Source organism: Brucella pituitosa (assembly GCF_965577835.1).
Lineage (GTDB): Bacteria > Pseudomonadota > Alphaproteobacteria > Rhizobiales > Rhizobiaceae > Brucella > Brucella pituitosa.
This window is the reverse complement of the sequence record NZ_OZ264093.1, coordinates 141,042-165,216: the sequence shown is the minus strand read 5'-3', so window position 1 is coordinate 165,216 and position 24,175 is coordinate 141,042. Positions and strand designations below refer to the sequence as shown.

The following is a 24,175-nucleotide window of genomic DNA, read 5'->3' as shown; positions in this document are numbered from 1 at the left end:
GTTACCATGAATATTGCGATCATTGGCACGGGCTTCGTCGCCGATTACTACATGACCACGCTGCGCAATTATCCGCAATTGAAGCTGCTGGGTGCCTTTGATCGCTCGGGTGAACGGCTCAAGGTATTTGCAGCACATTATAACGTGCGCGCCTATGAAAGCTTTGAGGCAATTCTTGCCGATAAAGACGTGCAGATCGTCCTCAACCTGACGACGCCGGAAAGCCATTATGCCATTTCACGCGCCGCCCTTGAGGCAGGCAAGCATGTCTATTCGGAAAAGCCGCTGGCCATGGATTTCAACGACGCCAAGGCGCTGGTTGAGTTTGCGGCGGCAAACGAACTGACACTGGCGGCCGCACCGGCCAATGGCCTCAGTGACGCGCAAAAGCTCGTTTCAAGCTCGATGAGCGAGATCGGCACGCCGCGTCTGGTTTATGCTGAGATGGAAGACGGCCCGGTTTTTCGTGACAAATGGGCGACATGGCGCTCGCAATCAGGCGCGCCTTGGCCGGGTCTGCATGAGTTTGAGATTGGCTGTACGCTGGAGCATGCAGGCTACGCACTCTCATGGCTGGTGTCGCTTTTCGGCCCCGTTGAAAGCGTAACCGCCTTCTCCTCGATCACCTTCCAGAACAAGGGACCGGGAACGGAGCATTTGCACATGGCTCCTGATTTTTCCGTCGGTTGCCTGCGCTTCAAATCCGGTCTGGTTGCGCGCCTGACTTCCGGCCTTGCAATGCCGAAGGATCGCAGCCTGACAATCGTGGCCGATAAGGGTTCCATTACCGTCGATGATCTCTGGGATAACCGTTCTGCTGTGCGGCTTGAATCGACCACCAGAAAACGTTCTATCCTGTCGCGTGTTTTTGGTCGCGTGGAAGCAAAACTCGGCAAGACGTTGCCATGGAAACCGGCTGTCGGCAGCAAGCTTACCTATCCAAAAGGCGATGCGGTGAGCCTGCCGTCATTTCCGTCGCAGATTGATTTCATGCGTGGCGTGGCTGATCAGGCGCGCGCCATTGAAACTGGAAAGACGGCGTTTTTCTCAGGTGCTGTGGCTTTGCACATCACTGAAGTAGCCCTTGCACTCAATAATGCTGGCGAAAACGCAGCACCCTATAAGGTGCAGAGCAGCTTCTAATCAGGTTGCTTTCCAAGCACAGTGCTGACGATTTTTGTCACCGCGGCGCTGTGTTCAAGCGGCATGATCGGGCTTGAAATCTCGCCGCGTGTCACGGCATCGCGCACGGCTTGCGCCTGAAACTGCAATCCGTTTCCAGCAAAAGCATAGTGTTCAACCGTTCTGCCCGGCAAAGGCAGGCGGTTCAGAACCTTACCAATCAGCCCACCCGGTCCTTTCGGACCAAGGGCTGAATTCAGCACGCTCGCGGAAAAAATCGTCAGACGCTGTGCTTTCAGAAACGGTGCGTGGATGAGGATTGCGCCGTCTGTGCCTTCAATCAGCATCTGGTTTTGTCCATCCCGATCAAAGCCGCATGAGAGCTCAGCTTTGGCAGTCGCATATGTCAGCGTGATTTCTGTTCGCATATCGACGCCGCTTTTGGCTTTAGTCCAGCGCCCGCTGACAGAGTCGGGCAGGCCCAGAAAACTCAGCGCAAGCGAAACCGGATAAACACCGAGATCGAAAGCGGCGCCACCGCCAAGTGCCGGATTGAAAAACCGGCTTTCAGGATCTTCTGCACGGAAATAGGAGAGGTCGGCCTCGATACGCTTTACTGTTCCGATCCGCCCGGTTTTTATATGCTCCCGGACCGCAGCAATCGCTGGAAGAAAGCGGCTCCACATCGCTTCCATGGCAAAGACATTGTGTGCTTTGCTTGCGGTTGCAATCTTGTTTGCGCCGTCTGCATCAAGCGTCAGCGGCTTTTCCGTGAGACACGCTTTGCCTGCGGCGATTGCCTGCAATGTCTGGGGGACATGCATGGCGTTGGGCGTGGCAATGTAAACGGCATCGAAATCGGGGCTGTTGAGGAATGCCGATGGATCGTCAAAGGCTTCATAAACGCCAATGCGGGTTTTAAAATTCTGGGCGCTTTCTATCGAGCGCGAGCAGACAGCACTCACACGCATGTCGCTGCTTGCCTGAATATCGGCTGCGAAGGCGTTGGCAATCGTGCCTGTACCCCAGATGCCCCAACGAAAATTTTTGCCGCCGCGCTGCTTACTCGTCATGGTTTTACCGCCAACCCCTTCGCGATACCCTTGTCATTTGTCTGTTGTATATCGCATGATATGCGGGATTACGACCGGCTTTGCCTGCCGTTTCCCTCTTCATGTGATCAAGGTAAAAATATGAGTGGAATTGTTGTAGCCGTTGCGCGCGACGCCGAGCATCGTTTCTCGAAACAGCTGGTTTCTGAGATAAGCATTGTTGCAGGGCAGGGCGTTGAAGGTGATGCGCATAAAGGTGTGACGGTCAAGCATCGTTCGCGCGTGAAGGCTGATCCGACTCAGCCAAATCTGCGTCAGGTCCATCTTATTCAGGCAGAGCTTTTCGACGAGCTGACCGAGAAAGGCTTTGACATTGCGCCAGCGCAGCTGGGTGAAAACATCACCACACGGGGGATTGATCTGCTCGCACTGCCCAAGTCGACCATTCTCAAAATTGGTCACGATGTTGTTCTTGAACTCACCGGCCTGCGCAATCCATGCTCGCAGATTGAAAATTTCGAGAAGGGGCTTTTGGGTGCTGTTCTCGATAAAACGGAAGACGGTGAACTGGTGCGCAAAGCGGGTGTCATGTCGATCGTTCTTACGGGTGGAAATGTGCAGGCTGGTGACAATATCGAGATTGAGTTGCCGCCGTTGCCGCATGAGAAACTGGAGCGCGTCTGAGCATTTAAATCGGTTAGTTTTTTAGATAAAGGCCTATCAAATTTGCGTCATATGCCCTAGATCATCCAACAATAGGATACAGACTGGCGCTTGCTGGCGCTAAATAGTGCGACGGCAGCAATTGCGGCAGCCCAGTCTGTCGGCTCTCTAATTCTGTATGACAAGCCAGTTGGCTGTGTTTCAAAAGGGCAAAAAATGGAAAAAGCAGATATCGGAATGGTCGGCCTCGGCGTCATGGGTTCGAACCTTGCGCTGAACATCGCCGAGAAGGGCTACACGGTAGCCGTCTATGACCGCGACGAGCCCGTCCTGAAAGCATTCATCGAAAAAGCTGGCGCGCTGCGTGACAAGATCATCCCTTGTGCCACCTTTGAAGAACTGGCTGACAATATCCGCAAGCCACGTCCAATCATCTTCCTGATCAAGGCTGGCGCGCCAGTTGATGCCGAAACCACCCGCCTCAAGGCTTATCTTGAGAAGGGCGACATCATGATTGATGCGGGCAATTCCGATTATCGCGACACGGTACGTCGTTTGAAGGCGCTGGGTCCAAACGATCCGACCTTCGTGGGTATGGGTGTATCGGGCGGCGCGGAAGGTGCACGTCATGGTCCTTCGATGATGGTCGGCGGTACAGAGGAAGCCTATGAGCGCATCGCGCCAATCCTCCTGGCTGCTGCTGCAAAGTATAAGGGCGAGCCTTGCTGCGCGCTGGTCGGCCCGGATGGTGCAGGCCACTTCGTGAAGACCGTTCACAACGGTATCGAATATGCCGACATGCAGATGATTGCCGAAATCTACGGCATTCTGCGTGATGGCCTCGGCCTTTCGGCTCCGGCAATCGGCGATGTATTCGAGAAGTGGAATGCGGGCCCGCTCAATTCCTACCTCATTGAAATCACTGCGAAAGTCTTGAAGGCAACAGATCCCGAAACTGGCAAGGCCATGGTCGATGTGATCCTCGACGAAGCCGGACAGAAGGGCACCGGTCGTTGGTCGGCTATCGAAGCGCAGATGCTCGGCGTTCCGGCAACAGGTATCGAGGCTGCAGTTGACGCACGCTCTTTGTCGTCGCTGAAGACCGAGCGTCAGGCTGCGGAAAAGGTTTACAATCCTGCTCCGCGCACGCTGGACATTGCCGATCAGGCTCAGTTCCTTGCCGATCTCGAACAGGGCCTTTTGGCTGGTAAGATCGCAGCCTATGCTCAGGGCTTTGCCGTTATGTCGGCAGCGTCGAAGGAATATGGCTGGAAAATTCCGCTGGCGACCACTGCCCGTATCTGGCGCGAAGGTTGCATCATTCGTTCGCTGTTCCTGGACGACATTGCACAGGCTTTTGAAGGTCAGGAAATCGAAAACCTTCTGCTGGTCCCTGCTTTCGTTGAACGCATGGGCAAGGCATCGAAGGGTCTTCGCAAGATCGTGGCGCAGGCAGCTCTCGCTGGTCTGCCGCTTCCGGCACTTGGTTCGGCATTGAGCTACTTCGACAGCTTCACGCAGTCGCGTGGCACGGCCAATGTTATTCAGGGGCAGCGCGACTTCTTCGGTTCGCACGGCTTCAAGCGTGTGGATAAAGAGGGTGATTTCCACGGCCCTTGGGGTGATTAAGCCCTGACAAGCTTTGGCTCTGATTGATGGAAAATCACATCAGGGCCATAATCTTGACGCTCCGTGAAAACAAGTTTCACAAAAAAGCCGCCCGAATGGGCGGCTTTTTTTGTTACGTTTTATCGATCAGATCGGCGCTCTAATCAGCCAACACCAGCAGATCATGTGAGGCAAAATGCACCGTCACTTTGTCACCACGCTGTGGCGGGGGCTGGGTCGGATCGTTGAACGTATCGAATGACAGCTGGTTCTTGCCAAGCGCCACGCGTGTACGAATAACCGAGCCGAGGAAGTGCACATCCTCAATGGTCGCATCGAGCGACGTATCGTGGCTCTTTCGTGCCTCCAGACTGACCGCTTCCGGACGCAAAGCCAGCGTGATTGCCTTACCTTTCGGATGCTGCCCAAGTTCTTCGTTCACTTTGATTGTGCGGCCATCAAGATCGATGCTGTTTTGTCCCGGTTCATTGACAGATGCTTCGAGCATGTTGAGCGTACCGACGAAGGATGCAACAAAACGCGAGGCAGGACGGTTATAGATATCAAACGGCGTACCGATCTGATCCGCCCGGCCGTCATGCATCACAACGATACGATCAGAGATCGATAGGGCTTCTTCCTGATCGTGGGTCACGAAGACAGTGGTGATTCCCAGCTTCTGCTGGATAGCACGGATTTCCTGACGTAGCGAGATACGGATCTTTGCGTCAAGTGCCGAAAGCGGCTCGTCGAGCAGAAGCACCTGCGGCTTGGTTGCAAGCGCACGAGCCAGCGCCACACGCTGCTGCTGGCCGCCGGACATCTGATACGGATAACGATCCGCAAGATGCTCAAGCTTGATGAGGCTGAGCATTTCCTTGACCGTCGCGTCGATTTCAGCTTTCGACTTGCCTGAAACGCGAAGACCGAATGCCACATTCTGTGCAACCGTCATATTCGGGAACAGCGCATAAGCTTGAAAAACCATGCCGATATTGCGCTGATTGGGCTTGAGATCGACTACATCCTTGCCGTCAATTTCGATTGCACCGCTATCAGCACCTTCAAAGCCTGCGATCATACGCAGGACAGTGGTTTTGCCGCAACCCGATGGGCCGAGAAAGGAGACGAACTCGCCTTTCTCGACGGCGAGGTTGAAATCGTGGACGACGGTATTGGCGCCGAAGCTCTTTTTCAGGTGCTTGAGATTGAGAAAAGCCATGAATGTTACCCGGCGTTTGTCTTGAATTTGTTGAGGCGCGAGACAAGCTGCAGCATGATGATGCTGAGCCATGTGATGCCAAACGAGATAATCGCCAGCGCTGACGGTTCATAAGCGCGGTTGGCGCCGACGAGCTGGAGATAAGGGCCGAAGGCTGGGCGATTGAGCAGGGATGCCAGCGTGAACTCACCGATGACGATAGCAAAGGTGATGAAGGCACCGCTCATGACGCCCGACATTACATTGGGGAAAATCACCTTGAACATGATTCGTCCCCAGCCAGCGCCAAGGCTCTGTGCTGCTTCGGTGAGAGTGCGGACATCAATCGTGCGCATGGCCGTATCAACAGCGCGATACATATATGGCAGCGACAAAGTCATATAGCCGAACATCAAAAGCAGATCAGTTGCCCGCGTTGATGAGGTGAACGGCAGCCATGACGACGAGTTATAGATGCGCAGATAGCCGAACACGATGACGATTGCCGGAATAACCAGCGGCATCAGTGTGATGAACTCGATCAGCGGGCGCAAATGCGGCAGGCGCAGGCGAACCCAATAGGCTGTCGGCACCACAAGCAGCACGCCAAAAATGATGGTCAGAATGCCAAGCAGAATCGAATAACTAAAGGTTGCCTGGAAATTCGGATCACTGAAAACAACCCGGTAAGCGTCGAAGGAATATTCACCGCGGCGCATGCGCAGTGAAAACTCGAAAGTGCCAATCAGCGGCACAAGGAAGTAGATCGCGCCGATCAGGAAGGCGATCCATGCACCGATCTTTTGAACGTTAAAGGCCTTTTTCATCGCTGCCACCTTTCGGCCCGGATACGCAGCCAGATGTAAAGGAGGTTGGAAAGCCCGGTTATAACGATCATACCAAGCGCCAGCGCATAGCCAAGGTTCTGGTTATGCAGAACGTCGCCGCGGATCTGTGCAAAGAGCAGGATCGGAACGATGTTGAGCGATGAACCCGTGAGCGCGTAGGCAGTAGCAATCGCCCCAAAAGCGTTTGCAAACAAAAGCAGTGTCGTGCCGAGCAGGCTTGGCCAGAGGATTGGAAACGCAACCATACGCCAGTATTGAAGATTGGTGGCGCCCAGGATCGAAGAAGCTTCGCGCCATTCTTTCTTCAGGCCGTCCAGTGCAGGTGTCAGAATGAGCACCATCAGCGGAATCTGGAAGAACAGATAGGTGATGGTCAGGCCGAAGAAGCTGAGAAGATTAAAGCCGGTCGAATAAAGATTGAAGCCGAACCACTCACGCAACAGGATGGTCACGAAGCCGGTACGGCCAAGGGTCGCAAGAAATGCGAAGGCCAGTGGAACACCGGCGAAATTCGATGCAACGCCTGAGAAGGTCAGAACGGTAGGACGCAGCCAGCGCGGCAGATTGCCAAGCACCACAGCCCAGGCCAGAAAGAAGCCGATCAGCGCGCCGCCAAGGGCGGAGGCGAGGCTTACTTTGATCGAAATCCAATAGGCACTCAGAATCTGAGGCTGGAAGAGATCACGGACATTCTGAAGCGTGAAATTGCCGTCAGGGTCCTGAAAGGCGCCGATGATGAGATACATCGTCGGCCATAACAGGAAGAGAATGGCAAACAGAAAGAAAGGCGCGACGCCAATCCACGATAGTGGCAATTGACGCTTACGCACCCCGCTGATTGGTGCGGTTGTTTCGGCTGATGAACTCATGCGTTCTTTCTTTAGAGCATAATCTCGAAAGCATACACGTTTTCGGATGCGACTACGCGTGAAATTAAGAGACGGAGTATCTCTGTCGGCTAAGATTCAATCAAATGCCCGACTGTTCGGGAAACACTGCGACGACCATTTCTGGTCGTCGCAGGCATAAACAGGGCGAGATGAAATCGCTTACTGGACGTTTGCGCCGACGACGCTATCCCAGTTCTTGGTGATTTCTTCCTGAGCGGCTTCAATCTGTTCCAAGGTTGGGAAGATAGCCTTTTCGTAAGAATCGGCCGGTGGCAGCTTATCGAGCAGTTCCTGTGGGATCTTGCCAGCCTTCGCCATTGCGTTGAAGCGGATCGGATGGCAGTAGCCCTTCAGGTAGCCGAGCTGGCCTTCATCCGAATAGATGTGCTCCATCCAGAGCTTTGCAGCATTTGGATGCGGTGCATAAGCGCTGATCGCCTGAACGTAAACGCCAGCAATAACGCCCGTCTTTGGAATCACGGTTTCAATTTCCGGATTGCCCTTAAGCGTATCGCGGTCGGCGAGAGCGTTGTAATCCCAGCGGATGACGATTGGGGTCGAGCCCTGTGCCAGCGAAGCGGCCTTGCCGATGACCGGAACGAAGTTGCCATTGGCATTGAGTTCCTTGTAGAATTCAAGGCCCTTCTTGCCAGCTTCTACACCTGGTTCCGAACCACGTGCGATACCTGCGGCGTGAACACCGAGGATTGCCTGAGCGGAAACGCGTGGATCACCAGCGAGAGCAACCGAATTGGCATAATCGCTCTTGAGCAGGTCTTCCCAATCCTGTGGGACGTCCTTAACGATGTCCTTATTCACTTCGAAAGCGAGAACACCGTAATAGTCGCCATACCAGTATCCTTCAGCATCCTTGGCGCTATCAGGAATTTCGTCCCAGGTTGCAACCTTGTAAGGCTGGATCAGACCGTCTTTCTTGGCGGTGGTGCCGAAAGCAAAGCCGACGTCGATAACGTCAGGAGCCTGTGGACCCTTGTTATCCTTGTTGGCCTTGATGGCTTCGATTTCGTCGCCCGAACCCGCATCTGGGTTCAGTTCGTTGACCTTGAGGCCATACTTGTCTTTGAAGCTCTTGATGATTTCGCCGTAGCCGCACCAATCATGCGGGAGAGCGATGGTGGTCAGTTCGCCTTCGGCCTTCGCCGCAGCGATCAGTTCGGCCGATGGTTCAGCAGCAGCAATAGAAACCCCACCAACGGCGATTGCCGTCGAAAGCGACAGCAGACGCGCAGTAAATGCAAGCATTGTTTGACTCCCCTGTTAAAGTCGGGCGAACGCTCCCGGTCGATTCCAGTGTTCGCGCACTCCCGATAGCCGTCCTAGATGACGGTTGGATGACAGTTTGCGGATTGTCACAAAATGTCAACGACAGAAAGTGAAACACGTTTTCAGGGACTTAGCAATTGATCCATAAGGGTTAACTGCATTTTTATGACAATAAATATGACAAAGGTTTCGTGACTGTCACATTTTAAAAAGACGCGTTTCTCAAAACGACAGGGGTTTGCCTGCGCGCGGCATGATGCGTGCTAGTGCTTGATAAACGAAAATTTGTGAAATACTGGCGAAGCAGATTCAGTTTCGTTTGAAATCGAATCTTGTTGCTTGGGAAGCGAGCTTAATGCCCGCCGCCACCGCCTCCTGCTGCTTGTTTTGGTTTGCGCAGCAACACTGCACAGACTGCGAGCGTGCAGAACATCATCGTCAGGATGAAGAAGACATCGATGAAGGACATCAGTGTCGCCTGTTGGCGTACCATGCCTGACATTTTGGCAATGGCGACAGTTGCGCCATCCATGCCTGCCGCATTGTACTTGGCAGTCAGGTTGGCGAGCATCTGCTCAGCTTCCGCATTGCCCCAGCGCACATGTTCAGCCAGCCGTTCATAATGCATATCGTTGCGGCGCATCAGGATCGTGTTGATGACAGCCAGCCCGACAGCGCCGCCAAGATTTCGTGTCAGGTTGAACAGGCCGGAAGCGTTCTTCATGAGAGACGGCGGCAATGTGCCAAGTGCAAGATTGTTGATCGGCACCATGCAGAGCATCAGCGAACAACCACGCAGAATTTGCGGCAGCAGAAGCTCGTAGAAATCCCAGTCTGCAGTAAGCCCCGTCACCATCCAGGTGCCAGCCGCAAAACCAAGGAAGCCGATCATCATCATCAGGCGCGGGTCCATACGCGTGGACAGGAAACCGGCAAGGGGAGCGGTAAAGAACATGGCAAGACCGCTCACAAATAGCGCTTCGCCGATCATCAGCGCATCATAGCCGCGTATGCTGCTCAGATAGAGCGGATAAAGATAGGTCAGGCCATAGAGGCCGACACCCATCACAAAGGAAAACAGGGAGCCAAATGCGAAGTTGACGTTCTTGAAGGCTCGTAGATCCACGATCGGTTCTTCGGCTGTAAAAGCGCGATAGAAGAAGACGATGCCGCCAATCGTCATGACGCCAGACAGGATGAAGATCGCGTCATCCTGAAGCCAGTCATTGCGTGGGCCTTCTTCGAGAACATACTCCATCGAACCGAGGAAAGCTGCCATGCCGGCGAGGCCCCACCAGTCAAACTTGCTCAGAAGCGAGCTGTCGCCTTCATCGAAGTCGATGAGGTTCCATGCAGCGATTGTGACGAGGATGCCGGGGCCGACATTAACCAGGAACAGCCAGTGCCAGGAAAATGCGTGGCTCAGATAGCCGCCAACGGTCGGGCCGATGGTTGGCGCAAGCGTTGCGACAAGGCCGATCATTGGTGAAACGATAGAGCGCTTGGATGGCGGGAAGATCGTGAAGGCGGCTGCAAACACGCTTGGGATCATGCCGCCGCCAATGAAACCCTGAATGGCGCGATAAACGATCATCTGATCGATGTTGGTCGCAGTCGCACAGAGCATGGAGGCAAGCGTGAAGCCAGCGGCGGAAACGGTAAACAGCACGCGGGTGGAGACAAGGCGTCCGAGGAAGCCCGACAGCGGAATCATGATAACTTCCGCAATCAGATAGGATGTCTGCACCCAGGAGATTTCGTCGGAGCTGGCGCTGAGGCCTGCCTGAATTTCAGACAGCGAGGCAGACACAATCTGGATATCCAGAATGGCCATGAACATGCCAAACACCATCGCAAGAAAAGCAATCGCCTTCTTGGGATCGATGCGATCTTCTGCAGGAGCCATTGGCCCCATCGTGGTGTTTGCAGCCATGAAGGCGCACTCCGAATAGGAAGAGGAAAGGGGCGCGAAAGCTGTTTGCCGCGCCACCACATGTTCTAATGATCAGTTCTCACACGCATCCCGAAGAGCGTTATCGCGCGTGTCAGTTGGCCTTGTCTTCAGGCGCTGTGCGCGTGTCCACGTCAACCGTCACGCTGAGACCAGCGCGGATCTTGCCGGAATCGAGCGCTTCCTGAGGGATCGTGATACGAACCGGAACACGCTGAACGATCTTGGTGAAGTTGCCGGTGGCATTCTCAGGAGGCAACAGCGAGAACACGGCACCCGATGCAGGGGCTACCGATGCAACCTTGCCTTCAAAGTAAGGGCCATCGATGGCATCAACATAGATACGTGCTGTCTCACCGGTTTTGATGTGGCCGAGCTGCGTTTCCTTGAAATTGGCATCGATGTAGAGCTCATTCACAGGAACAAGCGCTGCAATCTTTTGACCCGCAGAAACGAGATCGCCTTTCTTGCCGGAGAGATTGCCAACAACGCCATCAAACGGTGCGCGCAGTGTAGTAAACGCCAGATCGCGGGCAGCCTTGTCACGTGCAAGCTCCAAAGAGCGCATGCCGCTTTCCGCTTCCTTGTACTGTGCGTTCAGGACTTCGATATTGGCATTTGCCGAAGCAATCTGTGCATCCGATCCGGCGAGCTTGGCCTTGGCCTGATCAAGCGCGGACTGCGCATTGTCGAGTTCGGACTGCGCAGAGAACCGTGTGTCGTGGAGCTTCTGAATACGGACCATTGTGCTTTCGGCATTTTTCAGAACAGCCTGTGAAGCCTGTTTATCTGCCTGAGCCTGCTGCAGCACGGCCTGTGCTGCATCGATTTCAGCATTAATCCGTGCAAGTGTCTGCTTCTGTGTACCGAGCTTGGCTTCCGCTTCATCAAGCGCAATCTGATAATCCCCCGCATCGAGCTGGAAGATCACATCGCCAGCCTTGATGTGCTGGTTTGCAACAACTGGAATGTTGTCGATATAGCCGGTGACTTTCGGCGCAATAGACGCAATGTCGCCCTGCACGTAAGCGTCGTCCGTTGAAACCATGAAGCGGCCAACGGTCCACCAGTTATAGCCATACCAAAGGCCGCCTGCGACAGCAGCAATAAGAACGACTGGCAGAACAACGCGTTTGCCGACGCCCTTTTTCTTGCTGCTCTTTGCGGTGTCAGGTGTTGCGCCAGGTGCAGCTGTATCCGGGGCTGTTTGCGGTGCTGGCCGTTCGCCCAGGGGTTCTGTATTCACTCTGGACTGTTCTCCCTGAGCCGTAGGCGTTGGGAATGGGCGGATATCAGCCGTATCAACAGACTTATGGGCGGACATTTGGAAACTTTCTTTATAACCGCTTCAACGAACCGCTTGGTTCGATGTTGACTTAGAGCAATAAGTTGACCATATCAAGTGACATCGAACCGATTGGTTCGAGAAAATTATGAGTTTTGTACAATGAATCGTGAACATCGGATAGAACAGAGCGCTGCAGCTGCCTTGGATAGCAATGAGGCCAGTGCATTTGCGGTCGAGCCCGATGCGGACGGCGGACGTACCCGTCTGGCCGCAGGTCGAGACCCAATAAAGCGCCAGCAGATTCTTGAGGGTGCGCAAAATGTGTTTCTGCGCATGGGGTTTGATGCTGCGAGCATGAATGACATTACGCGTGAAGCGGGTGTCTCCAAGGGAACGATCTACGTTTACTTCAACAGCAAAGAAGATCTGTTCGTCGCCCTGTGCGAGCACTATCGGATGACGACTTTCAGCAAGCTTGTCGACAAGATCGACCAGGGATTTTCGACCCGCGAGGAGCTCGCTGACTTCGGTGTCACGCTGGTTACGCTCATAACATCGACCACTGCAATTCGTGCGCAACGCATCATTCTCGGTGTGAGCGATCGCAAGCCTGAGTTGTCGGCACGCTTTTATGAGCGTGGTCCCAAACGCAGTCATTTGATCATGGCGGATTATCTTTCCAAAATGATCGAGGCAGGCGAACTGGAACCATTTGACCCACTGGAGAAGGCTTATCAGCTTTCTGATCTTTTTCTTTCCGGCCTCTATCGACCGCGCCTTTTTGGCGTATTAAGCGAACCTCCTTCGAGGCAGGCAATTGTTAAAAATGTCGAATCTGCGCTCGATTTTTTCTTCAGGGCTTACGGCAAACGAAGCCCGGATGTTTCAAAATAGTACATCCGCCCTTCGAGCGAAGGGCTAAACACGTATAATAATGTCGGTAACGCAGTTTTCATTTGCGGGAGCCATATTTAGGCACGGTTCTTGTGTGTAATAGGTAGCAATCAATTTATTGCGGGTTGCAACGCAACCCATTTTTTATGTGACTTATAAGTGATTGAAGGCCCGAAGGAGTCGATTCGCCACCCATTTTTTGTGGCATCAGATGAAGCTCTTTTTCCTTTATTACCAAGGATATTACGCAATGACTCTCGACTTGATTCATTTTCCGAATTTTAAAAAGACCTTCTTTGGCACCTCGTTCCAGGGCGACACGCTTGCGCTTCTAACGCGGATCCGTGATGAGATTGGGTGCAAGTACATTATGCACACATATCGCGGGCGTATGGGGGATTGTACAAAGACAAACTCGTCCGATCTTACTGTAGTGATGACTTTTCCATCCAGCTGGGCGACCCGATATTCAGCAAAGAATTACTTCACAATTGATCCTGTCTTCCAGGATGACGCTCCCTATTATCGAAATGATTCCAGTGGCATCGTTCGCGATCTGAAGGAAGATGCTGCAGCATGCCCCGATATCGCCGACATGCTGCAGGATGCTGAAAAGCATGGACTGGGAAATACTTTTATAGCGGTCTCGGCACGCAATCCTAAGGGCGCTGTCGGCTGTACACTTTTCTGCTTTGAGCTTGAGGATCAAGCTACACAGGAAGAATTTCTTCTCAAGATTCGACCACGTCTGTTGAGTGTTTCAGGTATTATTCACAATACGCTGTGCGGTTGTGAGAATACAAAATCAGCAGCATCTCTTCTGACGCCACGTGAGATTGATTGTCTGCGATGGGCGGCCAATGGCAAAACCGACGGTGAAATCGCTGAAATTCTCAACATCGCTCGCTGGACGGTCGTAACCTACCTTCAGAACGCGAAGATCAAGCTTAACTGTTCAAACCGCACCTCTGCGGTGGCGACAGCGCTTTCGCTCGGCATTATTGAAATGCCGGAAGTGCAGCATTTGATGTGATGTCACGCTTGTACGAGAACCACAATTACACCGGATGCTTAAAACTTCCGGTGTAATTTCTGCAATACAGTCTGGTTTGGGTTAAGCCGTCTTCAGCATAGGCAACCGGGCATTGTCTATGGCGTCAATCAGACGGGCGGTATTCTGTGCGGGATCGTCATCCGGGTTCTCGAATACGATGTGGCTTAGTTCAACGCTTGCCGTCTTGCCTGATAGTGTCAGGCGGAAATAAGCGTAGACGCCCTTATTGCGAAACTCCATGTCGAGAACGATGGACGGATTTGTGAACCAGTCACATTGAAACTCACCGCCATGCCCGAGTTCGAGCGTGCCGGGGAAAAAGTGCAACTCAGTTGCCGAGTGGACGATATCTGCAATGTTGGCGAACAGCTCGCAGCGGATGAAAGCGATATAGTCGGCCGGATCGACCAGCCGAAGTTCAGCAACAACTTCGCGAATGTTCTCGGCAATGATTGCTTCACGTTCGTTTGAGAATTGCAGGCTCTTCATCTTGCTACCGCCGATCCGGAAGAACAGGGATATAATATATCAGAATATCCTAAAGTCATCTCAAAACCTATCAATGTAATGCATGGCGAGCATTGATGACACGGATGAGTTCGGCAACAGCCTTGTAGAATTCAGGTGCAATCATCTGATCGACATTCACCTGTTTATAAAGTGCGCGTGCCAATTGTATATCCTCGAAAACCGGGATCGAATTTGCGGCTGCTACTTCTCTTATTTTAAGAGCAATCAAATCTTGTCCTTTCGCAACAACAATTGGGGCCGCGTCCTCATTGGGTCGATAGCGTAGCGCCACGGAAAAATGGGTCGGGTTGGCGACAATAAGTGTAGCGGTTGGCACGGCGTTGATCATGCGGCGGCGCGCACGATCACGTCCCAGCGAACGCAGACGTGCTTTTACCAGCGGATCGCCCTCCGACTGTTTGTGCTCATCTTTCACTTCCTGCTTGGTCATGCGCAATTCCTGCTTCCAGTGAATGCGCGACCATGCGAGGTCGAAACCAGCAATTGCCGTGATTGCCAGCACATTGGCGACGAGAAGCCTGACCAGATTTTCTCGCAGAAACTCTGGCAGTGCGCTCGGATCGGTCGCGACGGCATCGGTGAAAAGATTGTTACTCTTGAAGAAGACGAAGAAAACAATGACGCTGGCGGCAAGAAATTTCGCCAGCGACTTCAGAAATTCCACCTGACCAGCCCGGCCGAAAATGCGCTGCCAGCCTTTGATGAGTGATATCCGGGAAGCCTGGGGGCGGATACGCTCACCCACCATGCGCGGTGCGTTCTGAAAGGCCGAAGCCGCAATGCCCGCTAGCGGAATAATGATGAAGATCGGAATGAGCGCCATACCAACTGACAGGGCCAGAATGCCAAACAGATGGCTTGCGTCCTCTGCACTATTGAGTGTCCAATCCTCCGGACGGTCAATCAACTCGCGCAAAAAGACAGCGAGTTTTGTCGTTGCGGGAGCGGCGACAAAGACAGCGATGACCAGAAAGGAAGCGATGCCAGCAAGAATGGGCATTTCGCGGGAAAAGGGCATATTGCCCTTATCGAGAGCGTCGCGGATTTTCTTCTCGCTCGCTTCCTCTGTTTTACTCTCTTTGTCTGTATCATCGGACATGTGTCACACGCGTTCTAGGAGCATTTCCTGCAAAAGTTTGAAACAGCTTGGCATGAGGATAATGCGTGAAAACAAAGAGTTATAGTTTTCAGGACAGTCGGGAGTGCCTATTCCGTACCTTCACCTGTATCGAGCGTGATGATGCCGCGCTCTGACAGATCGATTGCGATGCGGGCAACCGCTCGCCTTGCATCTGCGATGTTCTGGCTGGTGATATTGCCCTGTTCGGCGGCCAGTTCGCTTTCGACCATCCGGCGTCCACGCGCGGAAAGTGACGAGAGCACGGTTTCCTGAAGGGCTGCATCTGCGCCGCGCAAAGCTGTTGCGATCTGCTCGGTCTGTACGTCATCGAAGAGCAGAAGACGGGCACGTTGCGACAGGCGTTCGATATCTTCGAAGTTGAAGAGCTTTGCCTTGATGCGGGAAATATCGTCATGGCTGAGATCTTTGAGGCTCGCCATGAGCTCTTCCATTTCCTGCCGGTCGAGCTGGTTGAAGATGTTGGCAATCTGGCCGTGATGAGCCTTGACTGGGCCGGCATCACTGCGTCCGAGAAGATCGCGACGGAGCACATCTTCCAGGAGATCAGCTGCCGCAGGGGCAACATTGCCGATATGCAACGAACGCTGGACCACGGCACTCCGCAGCTGCGGAGGCAGTCCAACGAAAATGCGTGCCGCGAGATCGGATGGGAGTTTGGAAACGATGTAGGCGATGATCTGTGGGTGCTGATCCGCGAGATAGGCTTGCAGCCCTTCTATCGGCAATCTTGCAAGCCCTGCCCATACAGATTCCTGAACGAGCTGCGGCTGAACGCGCTCTTCAAACACGGCGTCTGCTTCATCCTGTGGGAGCGCTTCGCGCAGCAGACCTTCAAAGCGCTGAGCTGCTTCGGAGACGGGAGCACCTTCGGCAAAGGAATCTTCGAACTGCTTTACGAGCTGTTCGAAATCAAGCGGCGAAATGGGTTCAAGCGTTCGGGCATGACCGGCAAGCTTACGCAAATCTTCCGCATTGAAATGCTTGAGCAGACGTGATGCGGATGGACGGCCAATGGCAACAAGGATTGCAGCCGCTTTCTGTGGACCGGTGAGTGTATCGATCAATCCGCTTACGCTGTCGTCGGAAGGCTTTTGTGCTTCATTATCGGCCATGGTCGATCCGTTACTTACCGATGATTTCGGTGAGGCTGACGCCGAACCGCGAAGAATCGTCTTCGAGCACGATGACTTCACCGCGCGCAATTACACGTCCATTGACGACGATATCGACTGGATCACCGATTTGCTTGTCGAGCGTGATGACAGCACCGCGACCGAGCTTCATGAGGTTTGCGACAGGCATGGTCGTGCCACCGAGAACCACCTGAACATCAACCGGGATGCCCATGATCAGTTCGAGATTGGGCTTTGACGCACCAGCTTTGGCGCTGCGCGGTTTATCTTCGCGCAATTCTTCAATCGCCTCTTCCAGCTCATGCTGCATGTTTTCGTCCTTGTTCCCGGTGCTCATGCCTGCCCCGCAATTTCAACGGTTGCCTTCTTGACCGCACGGCGCACGAAGACCGGCAAAGCTTTTTTTTCTTTTGGTGCGGGTTCGCTTGCGGGCGAAAACACCTTCTCATCGATACGTGCTGTAGTTTCCGTGACGTTACGAGCCTGACGTATATCGCGCGTGAGTGCTTTACGCAGTCGGTTCAACTCTTCGATTGCTTCGTCCATCTCGCGGCGTACGCGGCTTGTCTCGGCAAGGCGGGCTTCCAGCTTGAGTGTCTCGTCTGACAAGTCGGCGCGCTGGTTCTGCAACGATTTGGCCACACGCTCCAGACCGTTGGAGGCCGCAGCCACTCGCAGCGTCAACAGTTTGCCAAGCTTGATGGTCTCGTTGGCCTTGCGACCCACGATGATGAGTGCGCCAAGCGAGCCGAGGGCCATAAGCGTCGATAGTAAATTAGCCAGCAACAAGCTCATCGATGAGGTCCTCTTCCTGATTGACCGGATCGCCAACCTTGACTGTAAAGTGAATGCCGGACTTGCCGAGCGTGCATTTGAAGAGCTGCTGATCGCCAGCACGCAGCCGTACCTGCTCCATCGCATCGACGGGGAGTTTCAGCACCTGTCCAATTTCAAGCTTTGAAAGGGCATCCAGCGTCATGCTGCCCTGTTGAATGAATGTCTCAAGCTCAATGCGTGCACGGCTGACTTCATTGCGCATCTTCTTCGACCAGGCAGGGTCAGCCTGGTTCACTGGACGGCGCAGAAAAGCAGCGATGGCATCCTGCATTGGCTTGTGTGTGGCTCTGGGGAGAAGAAGATGCAGTGCGCTGGTCTTGCCCGCAGCGACAACATCGATGCGACAGACAAAGAGGCGAGAGCGGTCAAGGTCTTCACTATTGAATTCGGCTGTATCCATACATTCTCCGGGTGTGAAAAGCGATTGTCCACCACCTGTAAAGACCTGATCCAGTGCCGCCGACATATGGGATGTCAGCTGGTTGGAAATCTTGCGTTCGAGCATGCCAAAGGGCCGTTCAAGATCAAAACTGCCAAGATTACCCTGCGCGCCGAACATGGTTTCGATGACAGAAAACACCAATGTTGCGTCGGCTGTCAGATAAAGCGTGCAGCCCCAGCGGTCGGCTTTGAGTGGTGCAATAATTGCAGCCTGATCGAGAATAGCATTGATCGCGGCATCATCAGCCTTTTCTACCTGACCAGCTTCGGCATCAAACGCAGCAGCGCTTCCCTGCTTGAGACGGCCGCAAAAATGAGATGATGCATCCTTGAAGACATGTGCGAGCGATTTGAGATCGTCGCCGGAAAGTCCTGCCGCACGTAAAAGGTTTTCTGCAAGCACGTCGTTTTTGCGGTTCTGGTCCAGAGAAGTCATATCACGCCGCCTGCTGGATCGGCGTGGTCGCCATGGTTTCCTGTTCAACCACGTCGATGCTTGGGCGCTCATAGGCCGAGATGGTCTTGCGGCCATATTCGAGCGCGATCTGCGGCAGCGAACCATTCATGTAGGCAAGCAGCGTCTGTTTTACGACGGTATATAGGCGGTTTTGCTTGTCTCGGGTAGACTTGATCTTGGTAGCGATTGGACCGACGACACCATAAGAGAAGAAAATACCGGCAAACGTTCCGACAAGTGCCGCACCGATCAGATGGCCAAGCACTTCCGGTGACTGATTGAGCGCCCCCATAGCCTTGATAACACCCAAGACTGCGGCCACGATGCCCAGCGCGGGCAACGCTTCCGAAATCGTCACCATCGCCTGATATGGCTTCAGCTTGTCACGCGAGAGCGTGTGAATTTCTTCATCCATCAGCGATTCAATTTCATGCGGACGCACATTACCGACAATGATGAGGCGGCAATAGTCGCAGATGAAGTGCATCAGGTCGTCGTTTTTCAGAACACTTGGATAGGCCTGGAAAATTGCGGACTCTTTTGGGTTGTCGATGTGGACTTCCACTTCGTTGCGCGATTTTGCGCGCAATTCCCGCATCAGACTATAAAGCAGGCCCAGAACGTCGAGATAATCGCGCTGCTTTGGCACCTTATTGGTGAAGGCTTCCATGCAGGCCTTGCCCGTATCCTTCACAAGCGAAAGGGGGTTGGCGACAAAGAATGTGCCGAGTGCTGCGCCCAGAATAATGACGAATTCCCACGGCTGGATAAGCACACTGACGTGACCGCCCATGGCGATGAAACCGCCGAGCATGCAGCCCAGTGTGATGGCGAGGCCGATGAGAATACCCAAAGCGCAAGACTCCCGTTGGTTCGAACTTATTTTTGCACCTTAAGGAATGCGCCTTGCGCGAAGCTTGTCACATGACACCGGAATGCATCAGCTTCGGACAAGCTTGAGACCGCATAAAGGGAGAGAAAAATTGCAGGGGGTTCTCGCATGGTCAACACGATGATGAGTTATCGGCTGATCGCGTCCGATATGACGCGGTCGTTGCAACGCGTCTCGAAGGAGCCTGTGGTTGAGCGGGAAACGGCTTACTACAAAGAGAATATCGGCAAGGTGAAATCGATTGACGATTTCATGTCCGATACCCGGCTTTATAATTATGCGATGAAGGCGTTTGGCCTCGAAGACATGGCCTATGCGAAAGCTTTTGTTCGCAAGATCCTCACTGAAGGCGTCAAAAGCGATGACGCCATGGCGAACAAGCTGACGGACAAACGTTATAAAGAATTCGCAACAACGTTTGATTTTGAAGGTAAAGGCGACAAGGCGACCGAAAGCACTGATGCGCAGCAGGGCGTGATGGATAAATATCTCCGCCAGACACTGGAAACAGAAGCAGGCAACCAGAATGAAGGTGTTCGTCTGGCACTTTATTTCGAGCGCAAGGCATCTACCATCACCAATGCCTATGAAATCCTTGGCGACAAAGCATTGCTTACGATGATGCAGACGACCTTTGGCTGGCCTTCAGCCATGTCGAATGCCGACATCGACAAGCAGGCCAAGATGATCGAAGCCAAAGTCGACTTCTCCAAGATGTCCGATCCAGACTATGTGTCGAAGCTGATTTCACGCTTTACAGCCATGCATGAGATGAACAACCCAACGGGAAGCAGCCCCGCTTCCATTGCGTCACTCTTGTTGGGTGGAACGTCGTCAGTTGGCATATCGGCCAGCATTCTGACCACATTGCAAAACTTCAAGCCGGGCGGACGCTGATCTATGCAGAATAATTCCATCTATGTCGGGCTTTCTTCGCTCGTAACGCTCGAGCGTCGGATGAACGCCATTGCACATAATGTGGCGAATATTTCGACACCGGGCTTTCGTGGCGAAGGCACCAAGTTCGATACCATCGTTTCCAACAAAGCCAGCGAAGATGTAAACTTTGCCACGGCTGGCAAGAGCTTCATCCGAACCGAAGCTGGCTCGATGCTTGAAACCGGTAATCCATTCGATGTTGCCGTCAAAGGTAATGTCTGGATGTCCGTGAATACACCACAGGGTTTGGTCTACACGCGTGACGGGCGCATGAAAATGATGCCGACTGGCGAGCTGGTGTCTGTAACCGGAAACTCCATTCTGGATGTCGGCGGCGCGCCGATTGTGCTCAATCCGGATGGCGGCGCGCCCAAAATTTCAAGCGATGGTGCGGTCTATCAGAACGGTGCGCAGATTGGTGCAATTGGTCTGTTCTCAATTCCTGCCGATGCGGATTTGAGTTATGCGGGCAATTCCGGCGTTGTGCCAAACAAGCCGGCACAGCCCGTCGTCGACGATATGAGCGCAGGCGTTGTGCAGGGCATGATTGAAGGCTCGAATGTTGATGGCATGACGGAAATGACGCGCCTGATCAGCGTCAGCCGTGCTTTCGAGCAGGTCGACAATCTGCTTGGCCAGCAGGAAAACACAGTCGCTGAAGCCATCAGAACGCTGGGCTCCAAAAACGGATGACGCCTGACCTTCCGCTCGCGCGGCTTGCCGCCTTTGCACGTCAGCAATCGATAGCGTCAAAGCCACTAACCGGCATTGGTGGCACGGTGAGTGATGTGTCGCGTTCGGCAATTGCTGTGCGCGGGCTGTCGCGCAATGCGCGTTTGGGTGATGCGGTAGCTATCCGTGCTGATGGCGGACAAAGTCTGGCGGAAATCATCCGTGTGGCAGACCGTCAGGTGCTGGTGAAGCCTTTCGACGACCGCATTATCCCTTCACTTGGAGCTGCTGTTTTCGAGGAAGGCCCGCTGCGCATCCGCCCGGCGCCGGAATGGCGTGGACGGGTTATCAATGCTCTTGGCGAAGCGATCGACGGTAAAGGCGCTCTTCAGCCCGGCACACGGCCCATGGCGTCCGAGAATCTTGCTCCAGCCGCATTGCGCCGCGCCCGCGTCGATCGCGGATTGCGCACTGGCGTCAACGTGATTGATATCTTCACACCGCTCTGTTTTGGACAGCGCATAGGCATTTTTGCGGGTTCTGGTGTGGGCAAATCGACATTGCTTGCTATGATGACCCGCGCTGGCGATTTTGACACTGTGGTTCTGGCTCTGACTGGCGAGCGTGGTCGTGAAGTGCGCGAGATGCTTGAAGAGACCATGGCCGGGCATCTCAATAAGACCGTGACGGTGGTCGCCACTGGCGATGAAAGCCCGATGATGCGTCGCCTTGCACCCAATACAGCAACGGCGATAGCCGAATATTTTCGCGATCTTGGCCAGAACGTGCTGTTGATTGTGGATTCCGTTACACGTTTTGCACATGCGGCGCGCGAAGTGGCGATTGCCGCTGAAGAGCCGCCGGTTTCGCGCGGTTATCCGCCAAGTGTTTTCAGTCAGCTACCCCGCCTTCTTGAGCGTGCAGGACCGGGTATCACCGAGGCAGGCGGTAGCATCACCGGCATTTATTCGGTGTTGGTCGATGGTGACGATCACAATGATCCAGTCTCCGATACCATTCGTGGCACGCTGGATGGGCATATTGTTCTCGACCGCGCGATTGCCGCTCAGGGGCGTTTTCCGGCAGTTGATATTCCTGCGTCGGTATCGCGACTTGCAAAGCACAACTGGACGCCGGAACAGCGTAAGCTTGCGGGCCAGTTGCGCAGCATGGTGGCGCGTTTTGAAGAAACGCGCGATCTGCGCGCGATTGGCGCTTATCAGAAGGGCAATGACGGGTTGCTGGATCAGGCGGTCGATTTTGTTCCGCGTATTTACGATGCGCTGCAACAATCACCCGAAACGGGCTTGTCGGAAGATCCTTATCATGACCTTGCCGCAGCGTTACGCGGAGAAAAGCAGACATGAAGAACATGATGAAGGGTTCTCGCAACAGACGGGAAGAGGATATTCTCGCCGATCTTGCGGCAGAGGTAGAAGCCGCCACCGCAAGCGAAACCAAAAAGCCGCAAAGTCAGGTTGACCGCTATCTAAAAATCGCGGCGATCACGCTCGCTGTTGGCTGTGCGATGCTTCCTTTCATCACCTATCTGCAACGTGTCGATCTCGGCCCAGACAAAAAGGCCGATAGTAAAATTGTCGATCCGCTCGACCGTTCGGAACAGAAGACTGTGCGCAGCTTTCCATCGTTTCGCCCGAATGATCAGGTTGCGCCGAATGAGAGCATCGATACCACGACAACCGGTTCGGTTATGTCCAATGGCAAGGGATTGCCCGGAACAGGGGCTGGTAATGGTGGCGATGGTAATGGCGAGGGTCAATCGCTTCCAAAGCCGATTTTCGCTCTGCGCGAAGTGGTTGGCGGCATGGCGATGATCGAAGACACATCAGGCTACTGGTTCGTTGAAAAAGGCTCGCTTCTGCCTGATGGTAGCCATCTCGTTTCAATAGGGCGCGGTAATTCAGCAGGAACATGGAAGCTTACGACGTCCGCTGGCGATGTGATTGAGATGCGCAAATAGAGCGCGGGACAGGCTGTTTTCTGCGCGCGTTTCATCAAAAGCGGTAGTTTCTCTTTCCGCCTACGTCTTATGGCTTAAGCTACGCAAGCTTGACGCAAGTTCCGACCTTTAAGTTAACAAACTATAAAGGCGGGAAACTCCATGAGCTCCATTCATCTTTTCGATCTGGCTGCAAGGCAGGCACAGTGGTTGTCGGTACGACAGGCCACTGTTGCGGGCAATGTTGCCAATGCGAACACGCCGGATTTCCGGGCGCGTGATGTTCAGCCCTTTGCGGATGTGCTCGACAAGACCCAGCTCACCATGGCTGCAACAAGTCCACAGCATCTGGAAGCCGAAGCAAATGGTATTGCTGGTGCACGTTTGCGTCCCGAAGATATCACTGAGCAGACCCATTCGGGCAATACGGTCGATGTTGAACGTGAAATGATGAAGGCCGGCGAGGTTGCCCGTGAATATTCACTCAACACAAGCATCGTGAAGGCGTTTCACCGCATGATGCTCTCCGTGGCGAGGGGGTAAGCTATGTCGGATGCTTTGCAGAATACCTTGAAGATTGCCGCATCGGGCCTTTCCGCACAATCGACCCGTTTGCGCATTGTTTCAGAAAACCTCGCCAATGCGCAGGCGACAGCCAAGACGGCAGATGCCGATCCTTATCGTCGCAAGACTGTATCTTTCCGCACGGAAGTCGAGCAGGGCACAGGCGCTGCCGAGGTGCGGGTTGCAGAAGTCGGCAAGGATACCTCCGCTTTCATCGAAGAATACGATCCAAGCCATCCGGCTGCGGATGCGCGCGGCTATGTGAAATATCCCAATGTCAACATGGTCGTCGAAATGGCGGACATGCGTGAAGCCAACCGTTCTTATGAAGCTAATTTGCAGGTCGTCAAACAAGCGCGTGAGCTGATCTCGATGACCATCGATCTCCTGAGGAGCACTTAATGTACGACTCAATTATGAGCGTTTCGGCGCGCAACGCCCTGTCGCGCCTTTCTGAAACAGTTGCCGAAAAGAGCGTTGGCTCGACTTCTGCCCCGCAGGCTATTCCCACTACTCCGGGTGCTTCGTTCGGGGAAGTGCTTTCGCAGATGACGGATTCGGTTGGCCAGAAGCTGCAGGCCGCCGAAGCCAACTCCATCCAGGGCATCAAGGGTGATGCTCCGCTGCGCGATGTGGTCAGCTCTGTCATGGAAGCCGAGCAGTCACTTCAGACGGCGATCGCCATCCGTGACAAGATCGTGCAGGCCTATCTCGAAATCAGCCGCATGCCGGTTTGAGTGCTCTCACTGAATA

The 24,175-nt window shown here is 53.8% G+C and carries 26 protein-coding genes; 12 read left to right on the top strand and 14 right to left on the bottom strand.

Annotation, left to right across the window (positions count from 1 at the left end):
- Positions 1–6: 6 nt before the first annotated feature.
- A complete protein-coding gene (locus ACSME1_RS12120) occupies positions 7–1,143 on the top strand; it encodes a Gfo/Idh/MocA family protein (RefSeq protein ID WP_435655265.1) in 1,137 nt (378 codons plus the stop codon).
- Here ACSME1_RS12120 and ACSME1_RS12115 read toward each other — a convergent pair.
- Positions 1,140–2,195, bottom strand: a complete 1,056-nt coding sequence (locus tag ACSME1_RS12115; RefSeq protein ID WP_435655264.1) for a Gfo/Idh/MocA family protein — start codon at positions 2,193–2,195, stop codon at positions 1,140–1,142. The genes ACSME1_RS12120 and ACSME1_RS12115 overlap by 4 nt on opposite strands.
- Before the next feature lie 120 nt (positions 2,196–2,315).
- Here ACSME1_RS12115 and ACSME1_RS12110 point away from each other — a divergent pair, with 120 nt between their 5' ends.
- Positions 2,316–2,858 (top strand): MOSC domain-containing protein, encoded by a 543-nt coding sequence (locus ACSME1_RS12110; RefSeq protein WP_435655263.1) that lies wholly within the window; start codon positions 2,316–2,318, stop codon positions 2,856–2,858.
- 195 nt (positions 2,859–3,053) lie between these two features.
- A complete protein-coding gene (gene gndA / locus ACSME1_RS12105; protein WP_036566624.1) occupies positions 3,054–4,466 on the top strand; it encodes an NADP-dependent phosphogluconate dehydrogenase in 1,413 nt (470 codons plus the stop codon).
- Between the two features lie 139 nt (positions 4,467–4,605).
- Here gndA and ACSME1_RS12100 read toward each other — a convergent pair whose 3' ends face one another.
- The 6 genes from ACSME1_RS12100 to ACSME1_RS12075 all read right to left on the bottom strand — a co-directional run bounded on the left by ACSME1_RS12100 (position 4,606) and on the right by ACSME1_RS12075 (position 11,943).
- Entirely contained in the window at positions 4,606–5,667 is a 1,062-nt protein-coding gene (locus ACSME1_RS12100) for an ABC transporter ATP-binding protein (protein WP_435655262.1), read from the bottom strand.
- 5 nt (positions 5,668–5,672) lie between these two features.
- On the bottom strand, positions 5,673–6,473 hold the full coding sequence (locus ACSME1_RS12095; RefSeq protein WP_036566622.1) for an ABC transporter permease: 801 nt from the start codon (positions 6,471–6,473) through the stop codon (positions 5,673–5,675).
- The gene (locus ACSME1_RS12090) at positions 6,470–7,363 is read right to left on the bottom strand and encodes an ABC transporter permease (protein ID WP_100557373.1); all 894 of its coding nucleotides are present in this window, start codon (positions 7,361–7,363) and stop codon (positions 6,470–6,472) included. The genes ACSME1_RS12095 and ACSME1_RS12090 overlap by 4 nt, the downstream gene beginning before the upstream one ends.
- 180 nt (positions 7,364–7,543) lie before the next feature.
- Complete coding sequence (locus ACSME1_RS12085) at positions 7,544–8,647, bottom strand: ABC transporter substrate-binding protein (protein ID WP_024895921.1); 1,104 nt, start codon at positions 8,645–8,647, stop codon at positions 7,544–7,546.
- A gap of 373 nt (positions 8,648–9,020) precedes the next feature.
- A complete protein-coding gene (locus ACSME1_RS12080) occupies positions 9,021–10,601 on the bottom strand; it encodes a DHA2 family efflux MFS transporter permease subunit (protein ID WP_435655261.1) in 1,581 nt (526 codons plus the stop codon).
- Positions 10,602–10,713: 112 nt separating this feature from the next.
- On the bottom strand, positions 10,714–11,943 hold the full coding sequence (locus ACSME1_RS12075; protein WP_435655260.1) for an HlyD family secretion protein: 1,230 nt from the start codon (positions 11,941–11,943) through the stop codon (positions 10,714–10,716).
- 123 nt (positions 11,944–12,066) lie between these two features.
- On the opposite strand from ACSME1_RS12075, the gene ACSME1_RS12070 reads away from it, so the two are divergent.
- Positions 12,067–12,801, top strand: a complete 735-nt coding sequence (locus ACSME1_RS12070; protein WP_024895918.1) for a TetR/AcrR family transcriptional regulator — start codon at positions 12,067–12,069, stop codon at positions 12,799–12,801.
- Positions 12,802–13,051: 250 nt separating this feature from the next.
- Positions 13,052–13,834, top strand: coding sequence for a helix-turn-helix transcriptional regulator (locus ACSME1_RS12065; RefSeq protein ID WP_024895917.1), 783 nt, complete (start codon positions 13,052–13,054; stop codon positions 13,832–13,834).
- Between the two features lie 81 nt (positions 13,835–13,915).
- Here the strand turns inward: ACSME1_RS12065 and ACSME1_RS12060 are convergent, their stop codons facing one another.
- From ACSME1_RS12060 to motA, 7 genes are all read right to left on the bottom strand, one after another.
- Positions 13,916–14,344, bottom strand: coding sequence for a hypothetical protein (locus tag ACSME1_RS12060; RefSeq protein WP_024895916.1), 429 nt, complete (start codon positions 14,342–14,344; stop codon positions 13,916–13,918).
- Between the two features lie 70 nt (positions 14,345–14,414).
- Positions 14,415–15,485, bottom strand: coding sequence for an EscU/YscU/HrcU family type III secretion system export apparatus switch protein (locus ACSME1_RS12055; protein ID WP_435655259.1), 1,071 nt, complete (start codon positions 15,483–15,485; stop codon positions 14,415–14,417).
- A 107-nt stretch (positions 15,486–15,592) separates the two neighbouring features.
- Positions 15,593–16,639: a flagellar motor switch protein FliG gene (locus ACSME1_RS12050; protein ID WP_024895914.1), complete on the bottom strand. Its 1,047-nt coding sequence runs from the start codon at positions 16,637–16,639 to the stop codon at positions 15,593–15,595.
- A gap of 10 nt (positions 16,640–16,649) precedes the next feature.
- Positions 16,650–16,997: a flagellar motor switch protein FliN gene (gene fliN / locus ACSME1_RS12045; protein ID WP_024895913.1), complete on the bottom strand. Its 348-nt coding sequence runs from the start codon at positions 16,995–16,997 to the stop codon at positions 16,650–16,652.
- A complete protein-coding gene (locus ACSME1_RS12040) occupies positions 16,994–17,455 on the bottom strand; it encodes a BAB2_0123 family type IV secretion system effector (protein ID WP_435655258.1) in 462 nt (153 codons plus the stop codon). The genes fliN and ACSME1_RS12040 overlap by 4 nt, the downstream gene beginning before the upstream one ends.
- Positions 17,436–18,374 (bottom strand): FliM/FliN family flagellar motor switch protein, encoded by a 939-nt coding sequence (locus ACSME1_RS12035; protein ID WP_435655257.1) that lies wholly within the window; start codon positions 18,372–18,374, stop codon positions 17,436–17,438. The genes ACSME1_RS12040 and ACSME1_RS12035 overlap by 20 nt, the downstream gene beginning before the upstream one ends.
- Before the next feature lies 1 nt (position 18,375).
- Positions 18,376–19,248 carry a flagellar motor stator protein MotA gene (gene motA / locus ACSME1_RS12030; protein ID WP_024895910.1) on the bottom strand — a complete coding sequence of 291 codons (873 nt, stop codon included), beginning with the start codon at positions 19,246–19,248 and terminating at the stop codon, positions 18,376–18,378.
- Between the two features lie 147 nt (positions 19,249–19,395).
- Here motA and ACSME1_RS12025 point away from each other — a divergent pair, with 147 nt between their 5' ends.
- The 7 genes from ACSME1_RS12025 to ACSME1_RS11995 all read left to right on the top strand — a co-directional run bounded on the left by ACSME1_RS12025 (position 19,396) and on the right by ACSME1_RS11995 (position 24,159).
- Positions 19,396–20,184, top strand: a complete 789-nt coding sequence (locus tag ACSME1_RS12025) for a DUF1217 domain-containing protein (protein WP_424577417.1) — start codon at positions 19,396–19,398, stop codon at positions 20,182–20,184.
- 3 nt (positions 20,185–20,187) lie between these two features.
- Positions 20,188–20,919 (top strand): flagellar basal-body rod protein FlgF, encoded by a 732-nt coding sequence (gene flgF, locus ACSME1_RS12020; RefSeq protein ID WP_435655256.1) that lies wholly within the window; start codon positions 20,188–20,190, stop codon positions 20,917–20,919.
- Positions 20,916–22,265, top strand: a complete 1,350-nt coding sequence (fliI, locus tag ACSME1_RS12015) for a flagellar protein export ATPase FliI (protein ID WP_424577418.1) — start codon at positions 20,916–20,918, stop codon at positions 22,263–22,265. The genes flgF and fliI overlap by 4 nt, the downstream gene beginning before the upstream one ends.
- Before the next feature lie 5 nt (positions 22,266–22,270).
- Complete coding sequence (locus ACSME1_RS12010; RefSeq protein WP_424577694.1) at positions 22,271–22,879, top strand: hypothetical protein; 609 nt, start codon at positions 22,271–22,273, stop codon at positions 22,877–22,879.
- Positions 22,880–23,020: 141 nt separating this feature from the next.
- Positions 23,021–23,401, top strand: a complete 381-nt coding sequence (flgB, locus tag ACSME1_RS12005; protein ID WP_024895905.1) for a flagellar basal body rod protein FlgB — start codon at positions 23,021–23,023, stop codon at positions 23,399–23,401.
- A 3-nt stretch (positions 23,402–23,404) separates the two neighbouring features.
- Positions 23,405–23,824, top strand: coding sequence for a flagellar basal body rod protein FlgC (gene flgC / locus ACSME1_RS12000; protein WP_024895904.1), 420 nt, complete (start codon positions 23,405–23,407; stop codon positions 23,822–23,824).
- A complete protein-coding gene (locus ACSME1_RS11995) occupies positions 23,824–24,159 on the top strand; it encodes a flagellar hook-basal body complex protein FliE (RefSeq protein ID WP_007877059.1) in 336 nt (111 codons plus the stop codon). The genes flgC and ACSME1_RS11995 overlap by 1 nt, the downstream gene beginning before the upstream one ends.
- The last annotated feature ends 16 nt before the right edge of the window (positions 24,160–24,175 follow it).